The organism is Streptococcus suis (assembly GCF_002960625.1).
In the GTDB taxonomy this organism is placed as follows: domain Bacteria; phylum Bacillota; class Bacilli; order Lactobacillales; family Streptococcaceae; genus Streptococcus; species Streptococcus suis_T.
The window spans coordinates 112,688-135,120 of record NZ_POJH01000031.1; the positions used below are offsets into that span (position 1 = coordinate 112,688).

Here is a 22,433-nt window from a genome sequence, read left to right on the forward strand (position 1 = left end):
TTCCTTTTGATGTCAAAAGGTCCTTTCTTACACTTAAATTTTAACGGCCAAACGTGCCTTAGCTACTGTCGAATATGGAATGGTCACTTCTTTTTTACGGGTCTTGTCCATGTACTCCATGACCAAATCTGTACCATCGAAAGACAGAAGAGTTCCTTCAAAAACCTTAACCTTGTCAATAGCCTGATAGAGCTTGACATGGATGTACTTCCCAACAGCCTGGGCAACTGCATCTGCTGTCTTCAAGGGACGTTCCAGACCTGGACTGGTTACCTCAAGCATATACTGCTCTGGGAAAGGATCCGGATGAATGGTGTCCAAGAGTGGACTAATGACTTCTGATAAATCTGCCGTATCTTGAAGGGAAATCCCCCCTTCCTTATCAATGAAAATAGACAGGACATAGTCACCACCCATTTTGCCATATTCTACATCTACCAACTCATAGGGAGCCTGGATAGCTGGTGCAATGGTAGCCGTGACTAAATCAACAATTGATGACATAGGCACCTCCTTTTACAATTCTAATCTGCAACAATTTGCATACAGGGAAAGGGTTGACTGACGTCAACCCCCTTTTCTCTTTATTTCTACTCTGTATTCTACCACAATTTCGAACACCTGTAAAGGAAAACGATAAGGATCGAAATTGTAAACGTTACCTGGTTCTTTATATAAAAATAAGGAGCCCAAATGGATTCCTTATTTACTATTCTCACTAAAATCTTGCTTCCACACGATAGATGACCTGACCCTTGTTTGAGAATTTCTCCTCGTACTCCGTCATGACATTACCTTCCAAGCCATCTGCATGAAGGTCTAACCAGACCTGCTTCAAGACCATACCATATTGGGAAAAACTAGCCAAACTGTATTCAAACAAACCACGGTTATCCGTTTTAAAATGAATTTCCCCATTCTCAGGCAAAATTTCCTTGTAGGTATCCAAGAAAGACTTATAAGTCAACCGGCGTTTTTCATGGCGTTTCTTTGGCCATGGATCAGAAAAATTTAGATAGAGCTGATCAATTTCCGCTGGGGCAAAATAGTTGGTCAAGCTAGATCCATCAACCTGCAAGAGTTTAATGTTTGGTAGACCTGCTTCAAGCACTCGGTCCAAGGCATAACTCAAAACCGTCATCTGAATATCAATACCGATGTAGTTAATATCCGGATTTTGTGCTGCCATGCCTGTCACAAATCGACCTTTACCAGACCCAACCTCAATATGAATGGGATTATCATTCCCGAAAATTTCAGCCCATTTCCCCTTACACTCCTCTGGATTGGAGATGACATACTGGGGATTATTTGCTAGGAGCTCACTGGCTCCCTTACGATTTCTAACTCTCATACTTCCCTATAAAAACTCTGACGGAATTGACGCAGAGCGTAAATTTCTCTATTAGCTGCCAAGGTGTTGTAACTTTCAACATGCTTGGCAATTTGATTGAGGTAGGCCAATTGACCATACCAATAAATCTTATTCAAAACGGTTTGATTATACTTGTAGCCATAAGCACGAAGCCACTCTTCCCAAGCCTGACGTGGAATATAGTGGGTCAAAATATAGGCCACATCGACCATACGATCGGTCACACAGGCTGTTTCCCAGTCCGTCAAATAAATGAAACCTGAAGTTGTTTCAACCCAGTTGCTATGGTGCAAATCACCATGCACAAAGGTTGCTAGCTCCTGACGAAATCTTGGAAGAGTATTTAATAAATCCTGACAGACCGATTGTAAGTAAGAATTTTGAAGTAAAATAGGTGGTACTTCATCCTGCCAACGACGGACCAAATCCTTAGGCTCTAGATAGGTATAATTCATTTGCAAGGCCTGATTGAGCAAGATGCGCGAAAAATGCATCCGCACTAAAATTTGGCGAACCTGCTTACTGGTCATATCCTGACGCTCCAAGGTACGACCATTGAGCCATTCCTGCTCCACACGGTGACCCATTCCTACCTCCCGATTTGCCGACAAAACAGGCGGTGTAATTTGTTCGCGAGCCAGTGCAGACACGATAGGAGGCATTTCATACTTTACAAAGACTTGCGTTCCGTCTGACCGTAGGCCCTTAAACGCTTTGCCACTATTTCCTGCAATAGACTGTAACTGTAGCCCACTGGTATCAAACTGCATGCCTTACCTCCTTTAAAAATTCCCTACTATTTTACTAATTTTCAGCTATTTAGTCAATCAATTTTTTTCAATTTTATCGGCAAATAAACTTCATGTAGAAAAATAGATACGATTGGTAAAATGACTACCATGATTTTTTCTTGGATAAATAGCAGAGCGACTACCGTTTCCACGACTAAGAGCCCATATAAAATAACCCGAAGCAAGTGCTGAAAATCTTTCACTTTAGCTTTTATATCCAAAGGATAAAGCTGAGTTAGGTACTGGTAATCATAGTGCTTATAGAGCCCCAACAGCTGAAAGAGGAGCAGATAATGAAAGACCAATACCAAACCAAGAGAGAGCCAAGCCTCTTCAATAGCAATCAAGGATAAAAGGGCCAAAAAGACTAAACGCAGGGTCAGACCCAAATAATCTCCTGCCCGTAAAAAAGCCCTCAAGTAGAGATAGAACCAGGTTTGGCGAGAATGAAGCAAACGCAAGATGCCATCCAAATACCTTCTTGGCTTGACGGTCGCACTAATTCCTTTAACGGTCGTAAAAAGAGCAAAGAAGCGCAGGATAGTTTGCTTTCTCTTCTGCTCATCCTGAATGGCTGTTGACCAGTTCAAAACACCTTGTTGCTGGTAGGTTGCTAGCTGGTATTTTACTAGAAAATACTTGGCAACAAGCAAGACCACTATATAAACAACCACCATCCAGATTTCCAAACCCAGCTTCAGATAAATGGGTAAGAGCAGAAGCTGGAGCAAGACCTGCAAGCCAGACCATAGCAGATAAGAACGACGACTTGCAGCTACCAATTCTTCCAAGACTTCCTTCTCCCTAGTTAATAGGAAAATCTGGTCAGCTTCTTCCAAATAAGTCGCCATTCTACCTGAAAACAAAATCAAGAAACTGATGGCAAGAACAATCAGAATAATGGGCCAGGTATTTTCAGGAAAAGCTATCAAGAGTTGTCGATACTGCAAACTCAAGAAGCCCAAAAAGACCATGAGAACCAAGACAAAATGGTCATTCAGAACATAGCGCAGGTACTTGGAACACCGTTCTAGAAAATCACGTCTGCGTTTTTGGAACAATCCTTTCATCCAACTGCTCCTTCTTGGGTCAAGGCTAGGTAAATATCATTCAGACTAGCACCTGCCATGCCAAATTGGCTCTGCAAGTCTGCCAAATTCCCTGTCGCTCGCACCTGTCCTTGGTGCAAAATCACAAAAGAATCACACATTTTTTCCGCCGAGTCCAAAACGTGAGTGGACATGAGGATAGAAGTCCCCTTTGCCTTTTCCTCTTCCAAGAGAGCAATCAAATCTGCAATGGCAACTGGGTCCAAACCCAAAAATGGCTCATCAACGATTAACAAGCTCGGCTCTACCAGGAAGGCACAGATAATCATGACCTTTTGCTTCATGCCCTTGGAAAAGTTGACCGGATACCAATCTAATTTCTCATCCAAACGAAAGATTTTCAGCAATCTCTCTGCACTCTCCCAAGCAGCTTCCCATGGCAAATCGTAAGCCATTGCCACCACTTCCAAGTGCTCTTTTAGCGTCAACTCCTCGTATAAACTAGGTGTTTCAGGGATAAAACCAATCTTCTTCCGATAAATTTCAGGAACCTGAGCTAGCCCTTGGCCATCAATCAAAATCTGACCTTGATAGGGCGTCAATAGACCGATAATTTCCTTGATAGTGGTTGATTTCCCAGCACCATTTAGACCAATCAAGCCAACCAATTGACCATTTTCAACCGTGAAGGTAACATCTTTCAAGACAGGGATATTGACATAGCCCCCTGTGACATTTTTAACTTCTAACATACATTTATTCCTATAATTTGATATAATTATTATAACAGAAATCCTAGAAAGAGGGCGTATTATGTCAGATTGTATCTTTTGTAAAATTATAGCTGGAGAAATCCCAGCTTCCAAGGTCTATGAAGATGACCAAGTTCTTGCCTTTTTAGACATTACTCAGGTCACCAAGGGACATACCCTAGTCATTCCAAAAAAACACTATCGTAATGTCTTAGATATGGACGCCGAGGCAGCTGGACAACTCTTTACTGCCGTTCCAGCTATTGCCCGTCAATTGAAGGAAAAATTGGGCGCTAGCGGTTTAAATATTGTCAACAACAATGAAGAAGCAGCTGGACAAACCGTTTTTCACACCCATATCCACCTCCTGCCTCGCTTTGACCAGAACGATGGTCTGGATATTCAATTTAAGGTCAATGAACCTGATTTTCCTGCCCTAGCCAATTTGGCTCAAGAAGTCTATCTAGGAGAATAAGATGAAACTTCGCAACCTCCTCTTAGCCCTATCTGCTGCTAGTGCTACCTTTCTGGCCATATCCAACCGAGAAAAAATTGCCAAAGAAGTCAAGGATACCAAGCAAATTATGACTGATATGGAAACAAGCAAAGCCAATATCCAGGAACAACTTGCCATCATCCAAAATTTCAAAGAGCCACTAGAAAGTCTAGCAAATGATTTACAGTACAAAAGCCGCGTCTATCAGCAAAGTATTACAGGAAATCTGGAAGAAATCCAGAAAGTAATGGCAAAATATAAAAAAGAAGACTAAAGTTAGGACAAAGAAAATGAGATTGGAAATCCAACCTCATTTTTTATTGTCCTTCTTCTGTTTGTGTTTCTATTCCAACTTCAGTCGTTTCAGTTCCTTCTAGTTCAGAAGAATTTGATGGTAGGTTTGGCGAACTTGCAGTCCCTTCTGGCAAATCGCTGGCAGATGTCCCTGTAAAAGCCTCAATATCAACCGCTTCCGCCAACGGATCTGCTTCAATCTCCAAAAGTTCGGTATAAGCATTATACACATCGATGGTGCTAGGCAGACCGACCTGTCCCTCATATACCTTGACATTGGTTGTAAGATCTGTCTTAGCGTCCAAACCAATAGAAGTTCTCAAGACATTTTGCATTTCCAATAAATGCTGGGTCGGAGGCAACTGGTAGTAAACCTCCTCAACTAGCTCATCCAGCCCCCTCAATTGATAGGAATGCAAATTCTTGATCGAATCCTTATAGCCCAACAACTCTGGAATGGTTACTGTGCTAATTTCAATATTGGTCCGCATATTGTTGGAAATAGCTGTTAAAATCTTCTTGTATTGAGTAAAACCATCTAGTTGCAAGAGTTTCTTGACAATAGCAGTAATAACCTCACGCTGACGACGTTGGCGACCAATATCTCCTTCTGGATCGTCGTAACGCATGCGAGCATAGACCAGAGCCTGGTCCCCATTTACCAGACGTTTACCAGTTGGAACAATGGATGTATAAGCGGGTTCATATTCTGAAATAGAAATTGGGAAGCCTAATGTGTTATTAACTTCAATCCCACCTACTGCATCAACTAGCTCGACTAGACCGTCCATATTGATTTCAATGTAACGATCAATGTTGATGTCCATCATTTTTTCAATGGTAGCAATAGCCATAGGAGCCTGCCCGTAGCTATAGGAGTGGTTAAGTTTTTCTACCGTTCCTGTTGATTCTCCATTGGCTTCAGCGATCTCCACCATGATGTCACGTGTCAAACTCATCATCGTGGTTTCCTTAGTTTTGGGATTGACCGTCACCAAAATCATGGAGTCACTTCGACCTTCCTCCCAAACGCCACCACGAGTAGCCTGGTCCATATCCACCCCCATCAAAAGAATGGTAAGAGGCTCCGTTGCATCGATAGGCGTAATTTCCTCTTCTCCATCTAACTGCCTAAAGGTTTTTGAAATCGCATCTGTCGAAAAGTTTAATAAACTAATCCCATAGGCAAATCCAGCTCCAAGTGTCAGAACTATAATCGCCAACGACATTAAGACTATTTTTTTTCCAATTGTCATCATTCACCAATCAGCCTGCCCATGTAATAGAGGTCAAGCCATTCCCCTTCATCTGTTCTAGCCCCTCTCACCTGGGTCCCTTCAATCACAAAGCCCATCTTCTGATAGAGGTGGACTGCCGCTTGATTGCGCACCTGAACAGTTAATTCCAGACGCTTGAGGAGGTCCATTTCCTGAGCCCACTCGATGACCTCATCCAGTAAAATGGTCCCCAAGCCATGTCCCCAGTAATCTTTTTTTATCGCAATGAAAATATTTCCGATATGGCTGATCCGAAACTGCTTAGAAGACTTGACTGAGATGGCACCGATAACCTCCGAACCAACTTTTGCCAGCAAACACAGTTCACCAGGATTTTCAATGCCAGCTTCAAATATTCTTTCCATCTCTTCCGGACTAAAACGAAAGCCTGATTCATCCATGACCAGATAATCCGTTTCGCTAGCCACTTGGTTCATAAAATCAATAAAGGCTACCGCATCAGCTGGCTCAGCCTCGCTAAAATATACTTCTTTTTCAGTCATTCTGTATTTCCTCAGCTAACCTTTGACTCTTAGACCCATGAGCCTCAAAAGTCAGACGACGACCGTCTTCTTCCTTTTCGATACGAACGAGCAAATAGTCATCCAATAGGCTTGCATCCAACAATTCTCCCCATTCGATAACCGTCACACCACCACCATAGAGAAAATCATCTAGATCAATAGAATCCGGATCGTCACCAATCCGATAGACATCCAAGTGATAGAGAGGCATTCGACCTTCATACTCTCGAACAATAGTATAGGTCGGACTTTTAATCATCTGGTCAATATCCAAACCCTTAGCCAAACCCTTGGTCAAAGTGGTCTTGCCTGCACCTAAATCGCCCGACAGGACTAGCACTTGATTGGCCTTACAAGCCCTACCAATTCGCTCACCGATTGCAATCAATTCATTTTCATTTTGACTATACATACTTGTTATTATACCATAGCCATTCGGCTTTGTCATAGGTCTACTGGAAATTGTAGACAAATCTACAGAAAAAATCGCAAGCCTAGGCCTGCGATTTTGTTTATTCTACGCTAAAAAGATATGGATAAACCGGTTGATTTCCTTGATGGATTTCAACCTCGATATCTTCAAATTGTTCTTCTAGCTGTTCAGCAAGTGTCTGTGCCAATTCTTCATCACCATCTTCACCGATATAGATCGTTACGATTTCACTATCTTCATCCAGCATTTTCTCAAAGGTAGCAACAAGTGTTTCCATCATTTCTGGATTGGACACCACAATCTTGCCATCAACCATACCAAGGTTATCATTCTCATGGATTTCAAGACCATCGATGGTTGTATCACGGACCGCAGTTGTCACGCTACCGCTTTTCACCTCTGTAAGAGATGCCGTCATAGCCTCAAAGTTGCTGTCCAAATCACGACTTGGGTCAAAGGCAAGCAAGCTAGTAAAACCTTGTGGTAGGGTCTTGGTTTCTACAACCTTAACTGCCACTTCTGCCACCTCAGCAGCCGTCTGAGCCGCCATCAAGATATTCTTGTTGTTTGGCAACAAGATGACATTGCGGGCATTGACCAATTCAATAGCATTGACAAAGTCTTCTGTTGATGGGTTCATTGTCTGACCACCTGAAATCACATAATCAACGCCTTGTGATTTGAAGATCTCTGTCAATCCTTCTCCAGCTGCAACGGCAATAATACCATATTCTTTTTGCTCAGCTGGTTTTTGGAAAGCTTCTTCTTTTTCAACTTGCGCTTCATGTTGTTCACGCATGTTGTCCACTTTTACCTTGACCAAGCTACCATATTGAAGACCTGCCTGCATAACCAAACCTGGATCTTCTGTATGGACATGGACTTTAACGATTTCATCATCGTTGACAACTAGGAGAGAATCCCCAAGATCGTTGAGGTAGTTACGGAATTCTTCATAATCAAAGTCTTTAACGTAAGTAGGTCCTTGGCGAAGGGCCACCATGATCTCAGTACAGTAACCGAAGGTGATGTCTTCAGTCGCTACATGGCCGGCTACAGACTTGTGATGCTCTGCATTGATCATTTCTGTCATAACAGCTGGTGTCGCTTCAAAATCCTCTGAAGCAATGTATTCACCAGTCAAAGCTGACAAGAAACCTTCGTAGATATAAACCAGACCTTGACCACCCGAATCGACAACCCCAACCTCTTTCAAGACTGGCAACATTTCAGGAGTTTTCTTGAGGGCACGGTTGGCACCTTCAAGGGTTGCACGCATAACTTCAACCGCATCATCAGTTTCTTCTGCTTTTTTTAGGGCCGCTGTTGCAGCTCCACGAGAAACTGTCAAGATAGTTCCTTCAACTGGTTTCATTACAGCCTTATAGGCCACTTCTACACCGTGTTGGAAGGCCTGCGCCAAGTCTTTACCGTCCAATTCAATCTTGCCTTTAACAGACTGACCGAAGCCACGGAACAATTGCGACGTAATAACACCAGAGTTTCCGCGAGCACCCATAAGCAAACCTTTTGACAAGATTTGAGCGACTTCACCAACCGTATTTGCAGGCTTGTCTGCCACTTCTTTGGCACCATTGGTGATGGTCATGCCCATGTTGGTTCCCGTGTCGCCATCTGGAACAGGAAAGACGTTTAATGAGTTTACATATTCGGCTTGTTTATTCAGACGAGTAGATGCTGCCTGCACCATTTCTTGAAATAAACTTGTTGTAATTTTAGACACAATTATTCTCCTACGACTTTAATATTTTGGATAAAAACATTAACGGCATCAACAGAGATACCCAATTGATTTTCCAAGTTGAATTTCACACGTTCTTGGATATTGCGAGATACTTCACTGATTTTCACACCGTAACTCATAACAGTGTAAACATCGACTGCAATGCGACCATCTTCCAAGGTCTTAATAACAACACCTTTGGAGTAATTTTCCTTGCGTAAAAGGGCCTGAAAATTATCCTTAATCGCAGACTTACTAGCCATACCAACAACACCGAAAATCTCAGTCGTAGCACCACCGACAACTGTGGCAATCACGTCATCAGTCAATTCAATCTGGCCGTCTTTTGTATTGATTTTTACAGTCATAATTCCTTACCTCAAATAGTTTTATCACTCCATTTTACCACATTTTCTGTATTCTGTAAAAGACAAGCTTGTGACAGCTGAAAGGAAGAGAAAAAGAGTTCCCGAAGGAACCCTTATATGTTTGTTAACCCAAACGTTGTTTTGCATCGGCAGCACGTTGGAAGGCTTGACCGACATAGTTGATACAAAGCATCATAACAAGGATAAAGATAGCTGCTGGCAACCAAATCCAAGTCTTGTTTTCCAAGATGTCTGCATTACGGGCATTTGAAATCAAGGTACCCAAACTTGGAACTGTCGACGGAAGACCGAAGCCTAGATAAGTCAATGATGTTTCGATACCAATATTTCCTGCAAAGTTGAGGGTCAAGTTGACAATAATCAAAGAACTCAAGTTAGGCAAAATCTCACGGAACATGATCATAAAGTCACTTGTTCCAAGTGTTTTCGATGCATTGACATAATCCAAGCTAGCCTCAGACAAGGTTCTTGTACGGAAAAGGCGGGCCTTAGCTGTCCAATAGAAGGCACTCATGATTAGGATAAAGTGATAAATGGTATAGTTTTTGATAACCGTTACGAAAACGATAATGAGCATCGTAACAGGTAGAATCATAATGAAGTCTACAATCCGCATCAAGAAACCATCCAAACGACCTCCATAATAGCCTGAAATCAATCCGACCGAGATACCAACAATACTTGTAATAATGGTAATAGTAAAACCGATAACAATGGAGTTTCGAGCACCAATAATCAACTGACCAAAGATATCTTTACCACCTTCATCCGTTCCCAAGATATAACCATCAACTCCAGGTTCCAAGTAACGTCCCAAAAGATTGACTTTCATCACTTGCTCTTGATCCAAGACCAGGGCACCGATGAAAACAGTCAAAAGAACTGTCACCAAAATGACCAAGGAAGCTAAAGCTAATCTATCCTTCAAGAACTCCCGCGCAATAACGCGAAAACCACCTGGAGGAGTTGAAGCTGATTGTACTTGTTTTTTGTTTTCTTTACTCACCTTACTCCTCCTTCTATTTCACACGGATACGTGGATCTACAATACTCATGATAATATCTGAAATCAAGGTTCCCAACAAGGTTCCCATACCAAAAATTAACAAGAGCGCTAAGATAACACTATAATCACGGCTAGAAATCGAGTTGAAGAACAATTGACCGATACCAGGATAGGTAAAGATATTTTCAATAAAGATAGACCCACCAATCAAACCTGTCAATTCATACCCCAAGAATGATGCAATTGGCAAGATTGAGTTACGGAAGATGTGACGGTTGTATACCACACGCTCAGGCACACCTTTGGCACGTGCTGTACGAACATAGTCCTGACTCTTGGCATCAATAATACCTGTACGAAGATATTGGATAGTTACTGTTGTTGATAGAATAGCCATGGTAATCGCCGGCAAAATCATATGGTGAAGACGACTAAAGATAAGTGACAAACCTTCCACATCTCCGCCAACTGATCCACGTGTTGGGAACCAACCTAAAGTAAAACCAAACAACCACAACATAAGAATAGCAAATACAAATGTTGGAGTTGAAAACGTTAGGAAGTTATATACTCCAATCACCTTATCAGCTAGAGAGTTTTGGTAGCGACCAGCAATCATCCCCAAAGGAAGAGCGATAGCATAGGTCAAAATCATGGTCAAGAGCGACAACCAAATAGTATTGTTCAAGCGTTGCATGATAACATCCAAAACTGGTTGCTTAAAGAGGAAACTCTGACCAAAATCACCCTGCAAGAGGTTACCAACCCAGCGGAAGTATTGAATATGAATTGGGTCATAGTACCCTGCTGCAATCCGTTTTTGTTCGATAATGGCTGGATCGATATTGGGATCAATCATACCCGTAAAAGGATCCCCTGGCATCATCTTAGCCACGAAGAAAGCGATAATACTCAAAATGATAATTTGAGGAATCATCATGAGCAAACGACGTAAAACTGTTTTCCACATCTTAGTTCTGACCTCCTTTTGGAAGGGCTACCTGATGAGTTGCTGAGAAGGTTTGTAAATCGTAAACTCGACCATTTTCATCATAGTATTGACCTTGTTTTTCTTGATACTCTTTTTCAGCAACCAAGCGTTTTTCCTTGTTTTTCAAACGATTAACTGGATCAATCGATGGAATAGCTGACAAAAGACGTTTGGTATAGATATGCTGTGGATTGTTATAGATGTCCTGCTTGTTACCCGTTTCTACGAAGCGACCACGGTACATGATAAACAATTCGTCACACATATGTTGCACAACACCAAGATCATGAGAAATAAAGAGGTAGCTGAGTTTAAACTCATCTTGGATACGTTTCATATAGTTCAAAACCTGAGCTTGAACAGACAAGTCCAAGGCAGAAACAGGCTCATCGGCAATAATGAGACGCGGATTACTTGCTAGGGCACGGGCAACGCCGATACGTTGACGCTGACCACCTGAAAATTCATGTGGATACTTGATCAAGGCTTCTTCGTTCAGACCGATGGTATCCAAAAGTTGAAGGACTTTTTTCTTCTCCTCATCTGGAGAAAGACGGTCAAAGTTACGAATAGGCTCAGCAATAATGTCTAAAATACGTTTTTTAGGGTTGAAACTAGAAAGCGAATCTTGGAAAATCATTTGGACATCACGATTAAAGTTACCTTTTTTACTGCGTGATTTGTTGGTCACATCCTGACCCTCATAGATGATTTGACCAGATGTAGCCCGCTCCAAACCAATAATTGCCTTACCAATTGTTGACTTACCAGAACCTGACTCGCCTACCAAACCATAGGTTTTTCCCTCTTCAAACTCGAGATTGACACCATCCACGGCATAAACATGGTCTGTGACACGGTTAAAGAAGCCACTTCGAATTGGATAATGGACTTTTAAATCTTTTACTTCAATAAATCCCACTATTTAGGCCTCCTCTTCAAAATAGAATGTTTCGTGACAAGTACAACGCACAAAGTGGTTTGGTCCTACTTCATGCATACCTGGATTTTCCTCGTGAGCACTTGCTTCAATCCAAGGAATACGTGGTGCAAAACGGCAACCTTGACGCAACATTTTGGTAATCGGTGGTACGATACCTTCGATAACGTGAAGATCCCCACCTTCGCCACCTGATTGCGGATTTGACTTCAAGAGCGAACGTGTATATGGATGTTTTGGATTGGTAAAGAGTTCCTCAACAGGAGCCACCTCAACAAACTGACCACCATACATAACGGCTACACGATCAGCCGTTTCTGCCACTACACCCAAGTCGTGGGTAATCAAAATAATACCAGAACCTGTTTCTGCTTGAATGTCGTTCAAAAGATCCAAGATTTGGGCCTGGATGGTCACATCCAAGGCTGTCGTTGGTTCATCTGCAATAATAATCGGAGGTTTACATGATAGAGCCATGGCAATAATGATACGCTGACGCATACCACCTGACAATTCATGTGGATACTGTTTAAAAGTCCGCTTAGGATTTGGAATACCAACTTGGGCAAGGAGTTCCAATACACGCTCTGTACGAGCCGCTGTATCCAAATCAGTATGATAGAGGAGTGCCTCATCAATCTGCGCACCGATGGTCATCAAGGGATTCAAAGAAGCCAAGGGATCTTGGAAAATCATCCCAATATCATTTCCGCGTACTGTATTGTACTTAGCTTCATCCATCCCGATCAACTCCATGTCGTTGTACTGGATACTTCCTGTTATTTTTGTGTTTAATGGATTGTGCAAGCCCATAATGGTCGTTGCCAAAGTAGATTTACCACATCCTGATTCTCCAACGATTGCAAGAATCTCATTCTTCTGCAATGAAATATCAACGCCATCAACAGCATCAAAATAATCATCAGCAATACGGAATCCGACGTGTAAATCTTTAATATCTAAAAGCGGTTTTTCAGTAGCCACGCTTCGTCCTCCTTTGTCTATCGGCTAATCAAGCTCAATCATTTCGAACTCTATAATATCAACATCATCCAGTCTTTGATTAACCAATTCATATATTAAAAAGCAAATCACTCTTTTTTGTGTACTGGTTCTACTATACCATAATTATCTGAAAATTCCAATAGCCATCTGAAAAAAGGGAGTGGGAAAGAACTCGACTAGTATAAAAAGAGTTCGTCTTCCCACCCCCGCACAATTGATTAGAGCAGATTTGGAGCGTGAAACACGAACAAATCTGCCAATCAACCACTGCGCTGAGATGTTGACACGAACTCTGAAAAGCGAGGCTGGACTTTCTGCCCAGCCTCTTTTTCAGATTCTATTGTTATCTACTACAAATTATTCTGCTGCTACACCTTTGTCAGCTGTCAATTCGATATTTTCAAGTGCAATACCTTTTCCTGAAGCTGAACCGTAGTTAGAATCGTAGTTCTTCACGCGCTTGTTAAGTGCTGTGATTTCTTCAGATTCAAATGTTGGGATCGCAAATGCTTGTTCAGCAGCATATTTTTGCCATGCCTTGTAGCTTTCAAGGTTTTTCTTCTCATCAAATGATTCAACTGAGCCGATTGCATCCAACAATTTAGTGTTTTCTTCAGATACGAAACGTGACATGTTGAATGGAGCAACTTCTCCCCAAAGTCCGTTAGGGTTTGGATCGAAACCTGTTGACCATCCACCAGCATACATATCGATAGCAGGATCATTTGCTTGAATCGCATCGTAGAATGTATTTACTTCAACAGTACGACCAGTGTACAATTCAACATTCAAGCCAACTTCTTTCCACCAAGCAATGTATTGTTGTACGAGGGCTTCGTTAGCTTCTGTACGTTTACGAGCTGCGAAAGTGATCTTGAATTCTTTACCGTCTTTGCCTTCACGGATACCGTCGCCGTTTGTATCTTTGTAGCCAGCTTCATCCAAGAGTTTTTTAGCTTTTTCTGGATCGTAGGTATAACCTGCTAATTCAGAATCATGAAGATCGCCAAAGAATGAGATAATCAATGATTTTGCTGGGTGGTACAAACCGTTGTACAATTTCTCACCAGCTGTCTTGGTATCAATTGCATAGGCAATCGCTTGACGAAGTTTCACATCGTTCATCTTAGCGTTTTCGTCCATAACGTTTTTGCCCGCTGCTTCATCAAATTTACCAAGGTTGAATGAAATATATTCGTAAGCTGAGTTAAGTGAACCAACGATGTTCAAGTTAGACAAGTCTTTGTATGAATCCAATTGGTCAACTGGCATTTCAGCGATATCGTAGTTACCAGCCTTCATCTCAGAAACGATTGTATCAGGTGATACGATATCGATCTTCAATGAGCTTGTTTTTGGAGTTGTTCCCTTGAAGAAGTGTTCGTTTGGAACGTAAGTGATAGACTCACCGTTAACGATTTCTTTAATCTTCCATGGACCCATACCTACAAGTTTAGCAGTACGTGAGTACTCGCTCTTTTCCCAATCAGCCACAGGAATATCTTTATAGATGTGTTCTGGCTGGATATAGGCAGGTACATCACCACCAGCATACATCATAGAAGGTGACATTTCTTTCACAGTCAATTCTACTGTGTAGTCGTCAACTTTCTTGATACCAGAAATATCAGATGCTGTTCCAGCCACAAATTCTTCCATACCAACGATGTTCAAGAATTTATCATCAAAACGCACACCTGTATAGTCTTTGCTTGCCAATGACTTGATTGTGAAGATGTAATCATTGATTGTGAATGGCTGACCATCAGACCACTTGTAGTCTTTGCCTGTCAAGCTAACAGTGATTTTTTTGTTTTCGATATCAAATTCAGCCTTAGCAAGACCTGAATCGTCCAATTTACGATTTCCATCATAACCGAACATTGAGATATCGACCATTCCACCAAAAGTTGAGTCTGTGTTATTCTCAGTCAATTCATCAATCAAAAGACCTGATGAGGTTGTTGGCGACACCCAAGCGTATTTCAACTGTGCATCAGCCACAGCAGTTCCGTCTTGTTTCACTTCTGACGGGAATGACAAGTTTTGTTCTGTTGAGCTTGATGATTTAGAACCACAAGCAGCAAGTACAGATGCAGAAAGAAGAGTCACACCTGCAAGTGCAAAGAGTTTTGTTGTCTTTTTCATAAAACACCTCTGTTTTCTTTTTGTTTGACACATAATTGTATGTCTTATAAAATTCATTATATCATAATTTTTTCTTAAATAAAGTCTTTTTGTCAGAAAATTTTGTAAAAACATAAATTTTCGTTATTTTCTATTATTTTTCACGTTTTTTCCTTATTTTTCTTACAAACCATGTGATATAATGGAAGAAATGACAGACAAAGGAATGTTTATGCGTAAGTTAATACTTCTATTATTGGCAACCTTTAGTTTTCTTATCGGAGACCCCGCTGTCCTAGCGGACGATTTCTCGGTAGCAGCTAAACATGCTATCGCGATTGAGGTTGATTCAGGAAAAATCCTTTTTCAACAAGATGCTGAAACCAAAGCCAGTGTCGCCTCCATCAGTAAGCTCTTAAGTGTCTACATGGTCTACGAAGCCTTGGAAAAAGGCGAAATCAACTTGGATACCATGGTGGACATTTCAGACTACTCCTATAGCTTGACTGCCAATATCGAACTCAGTAACGTCAATTTGGATGAGCGCACTTATTCTGTCCGTGATCTATTGAATGCCTCTCTCATCACTTCATCCAACAGCGCCATCATTGCTCTGGCTGAAAAAATAGCGGGTAGCGAAGCCGCTTTTGTAGATCGAATGAAGGCAAAAGTTCAGGAATGGGGCATTACAGATGCTAAAATCGTTAACGTTTCTGGATTGGATAATGCTGATTTAGGAGGTAATATCTATCCTGGTTCCAGTCCTGAAGATGCCAATCACTTTTCAGCACTCGATATGGCTACTATTGCACGTCGGCTCATTCTTGACTATCCGCAAGTCCTAGAGATTACCTCACTCAACGCCTATGACTTTGGTGGCTATACCTACTATAGCACCAACCAAATGCTGAGTGACGGAACCCATGCTCGTGGGGGAGTGGATGGGTTGAAAACAGGGACCTCAAACTCTGCTGGTTCAGGTTTCTTGGCCACAACCCAACAAGCTGGTATGCGTATCATTACAGTAGTCCTCAATGCCACGGACGGTTTGGCTATGCCTGATAATCGTTTTGTTGCAACCAATGATTTGATGAACTATGTCTATGCCAATTTTTCACGGGTTGCAATTGCCGAAAAAGGAAAAACCTACAACAATAGTAAAATTAAGGTCTTTAACGGAGAAAAGGAAACCAGTCCCGTCGTTGCTGCTGCAGACCTATACATCGTTCAGCGCAACCAGGCGGAAACAGCTGCTACTGCAACCTTTATTCCAACTACAAATGAAATCGACGCACCCTTGACTGCTGGTAGCGTTGTTGGAAAACTACAATTAAAAGACCAAGACTTGATTGGAAAAGGTTATATTGGAGAGCAAGCCAGTGTGGAAATGGTCCTCCCAAATGATATGAAAAAAGCTCCTTGGCCAGTTTCCTGGTGGAATAACTTCGTTCGATATGTGAACGAGAAATTATAATACAAAAATACTATGCCAGATAAGCACTCGGCATAGTATTTTTATGTTATAGGCTTGTAGAGTTCCTGCAGGGAGCAACATCAGTGAGGTAATCTAATCTCCCAGACTAGTTTGCTAAATTTACATAGTAGAGCGACTGCCATCGCTCCTCATCTCCAACCTCGGTTGGTGAGAGCTCCTGCGGAACTCCTCACTACATATCGTTTTCTTACAGAAAACGACGAGCGTGGAAGGAATAGGATTTTTATAAGATTACAAAGAAGAGCGACTGCCGTCGCTCCTTATCTCCAACCTCGGTTGGTGAGAGTTCCTGCGGAACTCCTAGCTACATATCGTTTTCTTACAGAAAACGACGAGCGTGGAAGGCACGGAATTGTGATAAGGTTATTAAAATTACAAAGAAGAGCGACTGCCGTCGCTCACTATTTCCAACGTCGGTTGGAGATTGAGTTGGAGGGAGTTCCTGCGGAACTCCTTATTACATATCGCTTCCTGTAAGGAAGCGACGTCAGTAGGATAATCTAGTCTCCCAGACTATGTTATTTATAGAAAAGAGCGATTTCCATCGCTCCTTATATCCAACTTCAGTGGGGAGTTTGACGGGCTTGAACAGCTTTAAGGCTGTTTTTGTCTGAATTACAAAGAGGAGCGACTCCCGTCGCTCCCTATTTCCAACGAGCGTTGGTATTTTAATGTAGAGTAGCATTCGCTACTCCCTATCTCCCACCTCGGTTGGATAGTAAGTTGGAGAGAGTTCCTACGGAACTCCTTACTACATATCATTTTCTTGCAGAAAATGACGAGCGTGGAAGGCACGGAATTGTGATAAGGTTATTAAAATTACAAAGAAGAGCGATTTCCAACGTCGGTTGGATAGTAAGTTGGAGAGAGTTCCTACGGAACTCCTTATTACATATCGTTTTCTTACAGAAAACGACGAGCGTGGAAGGCACGGAATTGTGATAAGGTTATTAAAATTACAAAGAAGAGCGATTTCCATCGCTCACTATTTCCAACGTCGGTTGGAGATTTTTGGGCTTTTAGCAAACTCATGTTTGCTAAATTGCCAAAAATCTAACCAACCGACCCCTCCATTTCATAGGCAATCAGTCTGTTGAGTTCGACTGCATATTCCATTGGGAGTTCTTTGGTGAATGGTTCGACAAAGCCCATGACAATCATCTCTGTGGCTTCGGATTCGGATAGGCCACGGCTCATGAGGTAATAGAGCTGTTCTTCTGAGATTTTTGATACTTTGGCTTCGTGTTCCAATGCCACTTGTGAGTTGTGGATTTCATTGAATGGGATGGTATCTGATTTGGAAATATCATCCATGATAATGGTGTCACACTCAATGTGGCTGATTGACTTGGCTGAGTTTTTAGCAAAAGTCACTTGGCCACGGTAGTTGACTTCTCCACCGCCACGGGCAATGGATTTGGATACGATAGACGATGAGGTCCGTGGTGCATTGTGGATCATCTTAGCACCGGTATCCTGTACCTGACCCTTGTTGGCAAAAGCAATGGACAACATAGTTCCACGAGCTCCTTCGCCTTCTAGGTAAACCGCCGGGTATTTCATAGTCGTCTTAGCACCAAGGTTTCCGTCAATCCACTCGACAGTGGCATTTTTCTCCGCACGAGCACGCTTGGTTACCAGGTTATAAACGTTGTCTGACCAGTTTTGAATAGTCGTGTAACGCATGTAGGCACCTTCGTGGGCAATGATTTCCACAATAGCTGCGTGGAGGCTGGCTGTTGAGTAAGTCGGAGCGGTACAGCCTTCTACATAGTGAACACTTGCTCCTTCATCCACGATGATGAGGGTGCGTTCAAACTGACCTGTTCCTTCGTTGTTGATACGGAAATAGGTTTGGAGTGGAATATCCAGCTTAACACCTTTTGGTACATAGATGAAGGTCCCACCTGACCAAACCGCTGAGTTGAGGGCAGCCAGTTTATTGTCTGACGGCGGAACGAGTTTTCCAAAGTATTTTTTGAAGAGTTCTGGATGTTCCTTGAGAGCCGTGTCGGTATCTGTAAAGATAATACCGTGCTTATCGTACTCTTCCTTCATGTTGTGGTAGACCACTTCTGATTCGTACTGGGCAGAAGCTCCTGCCAGGTAAGCACGCTCAGCTTCTGGAATACCGATGCGTTCAAAGGTTTCCTTAATTTTGTCCGGTACATCATCCCAGCTACGTGCTGGCTTATCCGACGGTTTTTGATAGTAAACAATATCATCAAAATCCAGTTCAGACAAGTCGGCTCCCCAAGTCTGCATCGGCATTTTCTTGAAGGTTTCGTAGGATTTCAAACGGAATTCCAACATCCATTCAGGCTCGCCTTTGATACGGGACATTTCACGAATAACTTCTTCGTTCAACCCCTTACCAGTCGAAGCCACCAGTTCCACGTTTTCATCATGGAATCCAAATTTGTATTCCCCAAGATCAATCGGGGTTGGTTCAATTCTTTCTTCTGACATAATATAAGATACTAAGCCCCTTAAGAAAGCAAATGAAAAATAGAGAATTGATTTCGTGTGCAAACACACAAGGAGATTTATCTTTTTTCAACAGCTTTTAGGGCGAGTTCAATTTCAATTCCAATCAGAAACTGAACAATCCTTTCTGTATGATTTTCGTTTTTGTTATTTTATTGGTTTTCAGTCAGCACTGTCACTGCGTTCCAGTGCTTTCTTCAAGACACTAAACTTGGTTGGGACTAAAGTCCCTAACCAAGTAACGCAAGGTTCTAATCAACCTTGCTAAGTGGCTTACTAACTCGCTGATTTTGGTATTATCGACCAAAATCGCTCATATCGCAGTCCCCCTTCATTCAGCACTGTCACTACGTTCTAGTGCTTTTTTCAGGGCATTCCATGGTAGTGTGGCACATTTGATGCGTTGGGGGAATTTGGCAACGCCTGCGAGGAGGGAGGCGTCTCCCAGTTCCTTCTGGCGTGCATCTTCTTGTCCTTGGACCATTTGTGAGAAGATTTCTGCCAGTTCTTGAATCTGACTGATTTCTTTACCAAGGACTGCCTCGGTCATCATAGAAGCCGATGCGGTTGAAATGGTGCACCCAACTCCGTCAAAAGCAATGTCGGTAATCACATCTTTTTCAATCTTGACTGACAGTTCAATCACATCGCCGCAGGTTGGGTTGTGGAGTTCTAACTTTTCCACTCCGTCCAAGCTCCCGCGGTGACGAGGCGACTTGGAGTGTTCAGACACAACTGCCATATAAAGAGAATCTAATCTAGATAGGGCCATTGAAAAACTCCTTTGTCTTGATGATTGCTTCAACCAACTTATCACAGTCAGCCTTGGTATTGTAGATGTAAAAACTTGCTCGTACAGTAGCAGGCACCTGCAAATATCTGAGAAGTGGTTGAGCACAATGGTGACCGGCCCGCACAGCAACCCCTTCATAGTCCAGAGCAGTTGCCACGTCATGTGGATGCAAGTCGTCCAAGTTAAAGGCGATAACCCCCGTCCGCTTGGACAGGTCCTGACTGCCATAAATGGTCAAGCCTAGAATAGCCTGCAATTTTGGAAAGACATAGTCAACCAGTTCCGCCTCGTGGGCCTGGATAGCGTCCATACCAATTTCGGTCAGATAATCAATGGCCGCTCCCAGCCCAATGGCACCTGCAATATTAGGCGTTCCTGCTTCAAACTTCCAAGGCAATTCCTTCCAAGTGGCTGACTGCTCATAGACAAAGTCAATCATCTCGCCACCGAATTCAACAGGCGACATGAGATTGAGCAATTCTTCCTTGCCGTAGAGAACACCAATTCCTGTTGGACCTAACATCTTATGACCTGAAAAGGCATAGAAGTCCACGTCTAATTCTTGCACGTTGACAGTCATGTGGGGAACGGACTGGGCTCCGTCCACCACCAAGTAGGCACCGACTTGATGCACCAGCTCTGCTATTTCCCCAATAGGAGCCACGCTGCCTAAAACATTGGATACGTGTGCTAGGGAGACGAACTGGGTCTTAGAAGATAGTAGTGACCGCAGGTGGTCCATGTCCAGCTCGCCGTCTTTTAGGGTCACATAGCGGAGCTTAGCACCTGTTTGCTGACAGGCTTGCTGCCAAGGGATGATATTGGAGTGGTGCTCTTGAACCGAGATGATAACTTCCTGGTCTGGCTGGAGAATTTCCTTTGCAAACTGAGCCACCCAGTTAAGACCGGTGGTCGTTCCTCTGGTAAAGAGAATTTCCTTACTAGACTTGGCCTGGATAAAATCTGCCACCTTCTGCCGAGCCGCTTCATAGCGAGCCGTTGCCCGTTCCGACAGGGTATGAACGCCACGATGGACATTGGCATTGTCTTTCTGGTAATAGTCTGCCAACACATCCAGTACCTGCTGCGGTTTTTGAGTGGTGGCCGCATTGTCCAAATAGACCAGCGGCTCATCGTTAACAACTTGGTCTAGGATTGAAAAATCCTTGCGAATGCGTTCCAAATCCATATCTTATCTCTTTGTTAGTTTTTCTTCAATTACGGCAATCAGTTGGTCACGAACTTCCTTGACAGGAATTTCGGTAATGACTGCGCCAAGGAAACCGCGAACAACCAAGCGTTCAGCAGTTGCTCGGTCCAGACCACGACTCATGAGGTAGTACATATCTTCTGGGTCAACCTGACCGATTGAGGCTGCGTGTCCAGCTGTGACCTCATTCTCATCGATAAGGAGAATTGGGTTGGCATCGGAGCGAGCTTTATCAGACAACATAAGAACACGGCTTTCCTGCTGAGCATCCGCGCCTTTGGCACCACGAACAATGTGTCCGATACCATTGAAGGTCAAGGTTCCGCTTTCTAAGATAACCCCATGTTGCAGGATGTGACCGACCGAATTATGACCGTAGTTGGTCACGCGGGTGTCGACACCTTGTACCTGACGACCAGATGAAAGGCCGACTACTTTGAGGTTGGCATGACTGCCGTTTCCTTTCAATTCGCTGTCCAAATCGGCAACTACATTTCCTTCATTGAGCAGACCAATCGCCCAGTCAATCGTTGCATCGTTTCCGAGATAGCCACGGCGGTTGAGGTAGGTATCCAGGTGCTTACCAAGGCGGTCAATGGCCGCAAACTTAATTTGGCTGCCTGCAAGAGCAATCACTTCCACAACAATATTGGCTGAAGTCGCTACTGCTCCATTACCTAGACTTTCAAAACGTTCCAGGTAATTAAATTTAGTATTTTTCCCAGCGATGATGAGAACACGCTTGTTAAAGGCAACTGGACTAGTGCTGTCTTGGTAGAAAAGGGCCTCAACTGGCTGGTCGATTTCAACATTATCTGGTACGTAGAGGACAGCTGTTGCGTTAAAATAGGCTGTGTTGTAAGCCGCTAATTTGTGCTCATCGTAGGCTACGGCAGTACCAAGGTATTTTTCAAGCACATCTGGAATGACATCCATAGCCGATGCGAAGTCAGTAAAGACTACACCTTTCTCTACAAGGTCAACCGGCAACTGTTCTAGAACCGTTTGGCTGCCAACTTGAACCAGCATGGGATTGTCACCGATAGCTGTGAAATCTGGAACAGCCCCGATTTCATCATTTGTGGCTAGGCTTCCGTCACCCAGATTCCAACGGTGAAATTTGACCCGCTCGATAACCGGCAAGTCCAGCTCTGCTATTTTGTCAAAAGCCTTAAGACGCAGGTCTGTCAACCAAGTTGGTTCTGCCTGCAAGGCTGAAAATTCTTGAATTTTATCTTTGGTCATAGGGTCCTCC

At 43.0% G+C, this 22,433-nt stretch carries 22 protein-coding genes; 3 read left to right on the plus strand and 19 right to left on the minus strand.

The features are described 5' to 3' along the window. Positions 1–33: 33 nt before the first annotated feature. The 5 genes from rimP to C1G49_RS07425 all read right to left on the minus strand — a co-directional run bounded on the left by rimP (position 34) and on the right by C1G49_RS07425 (position 3,967). Positions 34–504 carry a ribosome maturation factor RimP gene (gene rimP / locus C1G49_RS07405; protein ID WP_105125183.1) on the minus strand — a complete coding sequence of 157 codons (471 nt, stop codon included), beginning with the start codon at positions 502–504 and terminating at the stop codon, positions 34–36. A gap of 214 nt (positions 505–718) precedes the next feature. Continuing rightward, on the minus strand, positions 719–1,354 hold the full coding sequence (trmB, locus tag C1G49_RS07410; RefSeq protein WP_105125184.1) for a tRNA (guanosine(46)-N7)-methyltransferase TrmB: 636 nt from the start codon (positions 1,352–1,354) through the stop codon (positions 719–721). Continuing rightward, complete coding sequence (ccrZ, locus tag C1G49_RS07415) at positions 1,351–2,145, minus strand: cell cycle regulator CcrZ (RefSeq protein ID WP_105125185.1); 795 nt, start codon at positions 2,143–2,145, stop codon at positions 1,351–1,353. Before ccrZ ends, trmB begins: the two co-directional genes overlap by 4 nt. A gap of 53 nt (positions 2,146–2,198) precedes the next feature. Further along, complete coding sequence (locus C1G49_RS07420) at positions 2,199–3,236, minus strand: ABC transporter permease (RefSeq protein WP_105125186.1); 1,038 nt, start codon at positions 3,234–3,236, stop codon at positions 2,199–2,201. Beyond that, entirely contained in the window at positions 3,233–3,967 is a 735-nt protein-coding gene (locus tag C1G49_RS07425; RefSeq protein ID WP_105125187.1) for an ABC transporter ATP-binding protein, read from the minus strand. The genes C1G49_RS07420 and C1G49_RS07425 overlap by 4 nt, the downstream gene beginning before the upstream one ends. Positions 3,968–4,028: 61 nt before the next feature. Between C1G49_RS07425 and C1G49_RS07430 the strand changes: the two genes are divergently transcribed. Continuing rightward, the gene (locus tag C1G49_RS07430) at positions 4,029–4,442 is read left to right on the plus strand and encodes an HIT family protein (protein ID WP_105125188.1); all 414 of its coding nucleotides are present in this window, start codon (positions 4,029–4,031) and stop codon (positions 4,440–4,442) included. 1 nt (position 4,443) lies between these two features. Then, the gene (locus tag C1G49_RS07435; protein ID WP_105125189.1) at positions 4,444–4,737 is read left to right on the plus strand and encodes a chemotaxis protein; all 294 of its coding nucleotides are present in this window, start codon (positions 4,444–4,446) and stop codon (positions 4,735–4,737) included. 43 nt (positions 4,738–4,780) lie between these two features. On the opposite strand, the gene C1G49_RS07440 is transcribed toward C1G49_RS07435, so the two are convergent. From C1G49_RS07440 to C1G49_RS07490, 10 genes are all read right to left on the minus strand, one after another. After that, positions 4,781–6,013: an LCP family protein gene (locus tag C1G49_RS07440; RefSeq protein WP_105125190.1), complete on the minus strand. Its 1,233-nt coding sequence runs from the start codon at positions 6,011–6,013 to the stop codon at positions 4,781–4,783. Then, entirely contained in the window at positions 6,013–6,537 is a 525-nt protein-coding gene (locus C1G49_RS07445) for a GNAT family N-acetyltransferase (protein ID WP_105125191.1), read from the minus strand. Before C1G49_RS07445 ends, C1G49_RS07440 begins: the two co-directional genes overlap by 1 nt. Then, positions 6,530–6,970: a tRNA (adenosine(37)-N6)-threonylcarbamoyltransferase complex ATPase subunit type 1 TsaE gene (gene tsaE / locus C1G49_RS07450; protein ID WP_105125226.1), complete on the minus strand. Its 441-nt coding sequence runs from the start codon at positions 6,968–6,970 to the stop codon at positions 6,530–6,532. Before tsaE ends, C1G49_RS07445 begins: the two co-directional genes overlap by 8 nt. A gap of 100 nt (positions 6,971–7,070) precedes the next feature. Beyond that, positions 7,071–8,735, minus strand: coding sequence for a DAK2 domain-containing protein (locus C1G49_RS07455; RefSeq protein WP_105125192.1), 1,665 nt, complete (start codon positions 8,733–8,735; stop codon positions 7,071–7,073). A gap of 2 nt (positions 8,736–8,737) precedes the next feature. Next, positions 8,738–9,103 (minus strand): Asp23/Gls24 family envelope stress response protein, encoded by a 366-nt coding sequence (locus C1G49_RS07460; RefSeq protein WP_002939192.1) that lies wholly within the window; start codon positions 9,101–9,103, stop codon positions 8,738–8,740. A 124-nt stretch (positions 9,104–9,227) separates the two neighbouring features. After that, the gene (locus C1G49_RS07465) at positions 9,228–10,130 is read right to left on the minus strand and encodes an ABC transporter permease (protein WP_105118296.1); all 903 of its coding nucleotides are present in this window, start codon (positions 10,128–10,130) and stop codon (positions 9,228–9,230) included. Between the two features lie 13 nt (positions 10,131–10,143). Continuing rightward, positions 10,144–11,100, minus strand: coding sequence for an oligopeptide ABC transporter permease (gene opp4B, locus C1G49_RS07470; RefSeq protein ID WP_105125193.1), 957 nt, complete (start codon positions 11,098–11,100; stop codon positions 10,144–10,146). A gap of 1 nt (position 11,101) precedes the next feature. After that, positions 11,102–12,043: an ATP-binding cassette domain-containing protein gene (locus tag C1G49_RS07475; RefSeq protein WP_105125194.1), complete on the minus strand. Its 942-nt coding sequence runs from the start codon at positions 12,041–12,043 to the stop codon at positions 11,102–11,104. Positions 12,044–12,046: 3 nt separating this feature from the next. Continuing rightward, positions 12,047–13,045 carry an ABC transporter ATP-binding protein gene (locus C1G49_RS07480; RefSeq protein WP_105125195.1) on the minus strand — a complete coding sequence of 333 codons (999 nt, stop codon included), beginning with the start codon at positions 13,043–13,045 and terminating at the stop codon, positions 12,047–12,049. A 378-nt stretch (positions 13,046–13,423) separates the two neighbouring features. Next, positions 13,424–15,214 carry an oligopeptide ABC transporter substrate-binding protein gene (locus C1G49_RS07490; protein ID WP_105125196.1) on the minus strand — a complete coding sequence of 597 codons (1,791 nt, stop codon included), beginning with the start codon at positions 15,212–15,214 and terminating at the stop codon, positions 13,424–13,426. A 211-nt stretch (positions 15,215–15,425) separates the two neighbouring features. Here C1G49_RS07490 and pbp3 point away from each other — a divergent pair, with 211 nt between their 5' ends. Then, a complete protein-coding gene (gene pbp3, locus C1G49_RS07495; protein WP_105125227.1) occupies positions 15,426–16,667 on the plus strand; it encodes a D-alanyl-D-alanine carboxypeptidase PBP3 in 1,242 nt (413 codons plus the stop codon). Between the two features lie 1,074 nt (positions 16,668–17,741). Here pbp3 and sufB read toward each other — a convergent pair. The 4 genes from sufB to sufD form a co-directional block, all read right to left on the minus strand. Then, a complete protein-coding gene (sufB, locus tag C1G49_RS07505) occupies positions 17,742–19,157 on the minus strand; it encodes a Fe-S cluster assembly protein SufB (protein ID WP_002938151.1) in 1,416 nt (471 codons plus the stop codon). Between the two features lie 349 nt (positions 19,158–19,506). After that, complete coding sequence (sufU, locus tag C1G49_RS07510; RefSeq protein ID WP_053867467.1) at positions 19,507–19,947, minus strand: Fe-S cluster assembly sulfur transfer protein SufU; 441 nt, start codon at positions 19,945–19,947, stop codon at positions 19,507–19,509. Further along, complete coding sequence (locus C1G49_RS07515; protein WP_105125198.1) at positions 19,934–21,157, minus strand: cysteine desulfurase; 1,224 nt, start codon at positions 21,155–21,157, stop codon at positions 19,934–19,936. Before C1G49_RS07515 ends, sufU begins: the two co-directional genes overlap by 14 nt. 3 nt (positions 21,158–21,160) lie before the next feature. Beyond that, on the minus strand, positions 21,161–22,423 hold the full coding sequence (sufD, locus tag C1G49_RS07520) for a Fe-S cluster assembly protein SufD (protein WP_105125199.1): 1,263 nt from the start codon (positions 22,421–22,423) through the stop codon (positions 21,161–21,163). Positions 22,424–22,433: the final 10 nt, after the last annotated feature.

Coding starts and splice junctions, on each gene's coding strand:
- rimP (WP_105125183.1), bottom strand. CDS start 504: ATGTCATCAATTGTTGATTTAGTCACGGCTACCATTGCACCAGCTATC.
- trmB (WP_105125184.1), bottom strand. CDS start 1,354: ATGAGAGTTAGAAATCGTAAGGGAGCCAGTGAGCTCCTAGCAAATAAT.
- ccrZ (WP_105125185.1), bottom strand. CDS start 2,145: ATGCAGTTTGATACCAGTGGGCTACAGTTACAGTCTATTGCAGGAAAT.
- C1G49_RS07420 (WP_105125186.1), bottom strand. CDS start 3,236: ATGAAAGGATTGTTCCAAAAACGCAGACGTGATTTTCTAGAACGGTGT.
- C1G49_RS07425 (WP_105125187.1), bottom strand. CDS start 3,967: ATGTTAGAAGTTAAAAATGTCACAGGGGGCTATGTCAATATCCCTGTC.
- C1G49_RS07430 (WP_105125188.1), top strand. CDS start 4,029: ATGTCAGATTGTATCTTTTGTAAAATTATAGCTGGAGAAATCCCAGCT.
- C1G49_RS07435 (WP_105125189.1), top strand. CDS start 4,444: ATGAAACTTCGCAACCTCCTCTTAGCCCTATCTGCTGCTAGTGCTACC.
- C1G49_RS07440 (WP_105125190.1), bottom strand. CDS start 6,013: ATGACAATTGGAAAAAAAATAGTCTTAATGTCGTTGGCGATTATAGTT.
- C1G49_RS07445 (WP_105125191.1), bottom strand. CDS start 6,537: ATGACTGAAAAAGAAGTATATTTTAGCGAGGCTGAGCCAGCTGATGCG.
- tsaE (WP_105125226.1), bottom strand. CDS start 6,970: ATGTATAGTCAAAATGAAAATGAATTGATTGCAATCGGTGAGCGAATT.
- C1G49_RS07460 (WP_002939192.1), bottom strand. CDS start 9,103: ATGACTGTAAAAATCAATACAAAAGACGGCCAGATTGAATTGACTGAT.
- opp4B (WP_105125193.1), bottom strand. CDS start 11,100: ATGTGGAAAACAGTTTTACGTCGTTTGCTCATGATGATTCCTCAAATT.
- C1G49_RS07490 (WP_105125196.1), bottom strand. CDS start 15,214: ATGAAAAAGACAACAAAACTCTTTGCACTTGCAGGTGTGACTCTTCTT.
- pbp3 (WP_105125227.1), top strand. CDS start 15,426: ATGCGTAAGTTAATACTTCTATTATTGGCAACCTTTAGTTTTCTTATC.
- sufB (WP_002938151.1), bottom strand. CDS start 19,157: ATGTCAGAAGAAAGAATTGAACCAACCCCGATTGATCTTGGGGAATAC.
- sufU (WP_053867467.1), bottom strand. CDS start 19,947: ATGGCCCTATCTAGATTAGATTCTCTTTATATGGCAGTTGTGTCTGAA.
- C1G49_RS07515 (WP_105125198.1), bottom strand. CDS start 21,157: ATGGATTTGGAACGCATTCGCAAGGATTTTTCAATCCTAGACCAAGTT.
- sufD (WP_105125199.1), bottom strand. CDS start 22,423: ATGACCAAAGATAAAATTCAAGAATTTTCAGCCTTGCAGGCAGAACCA.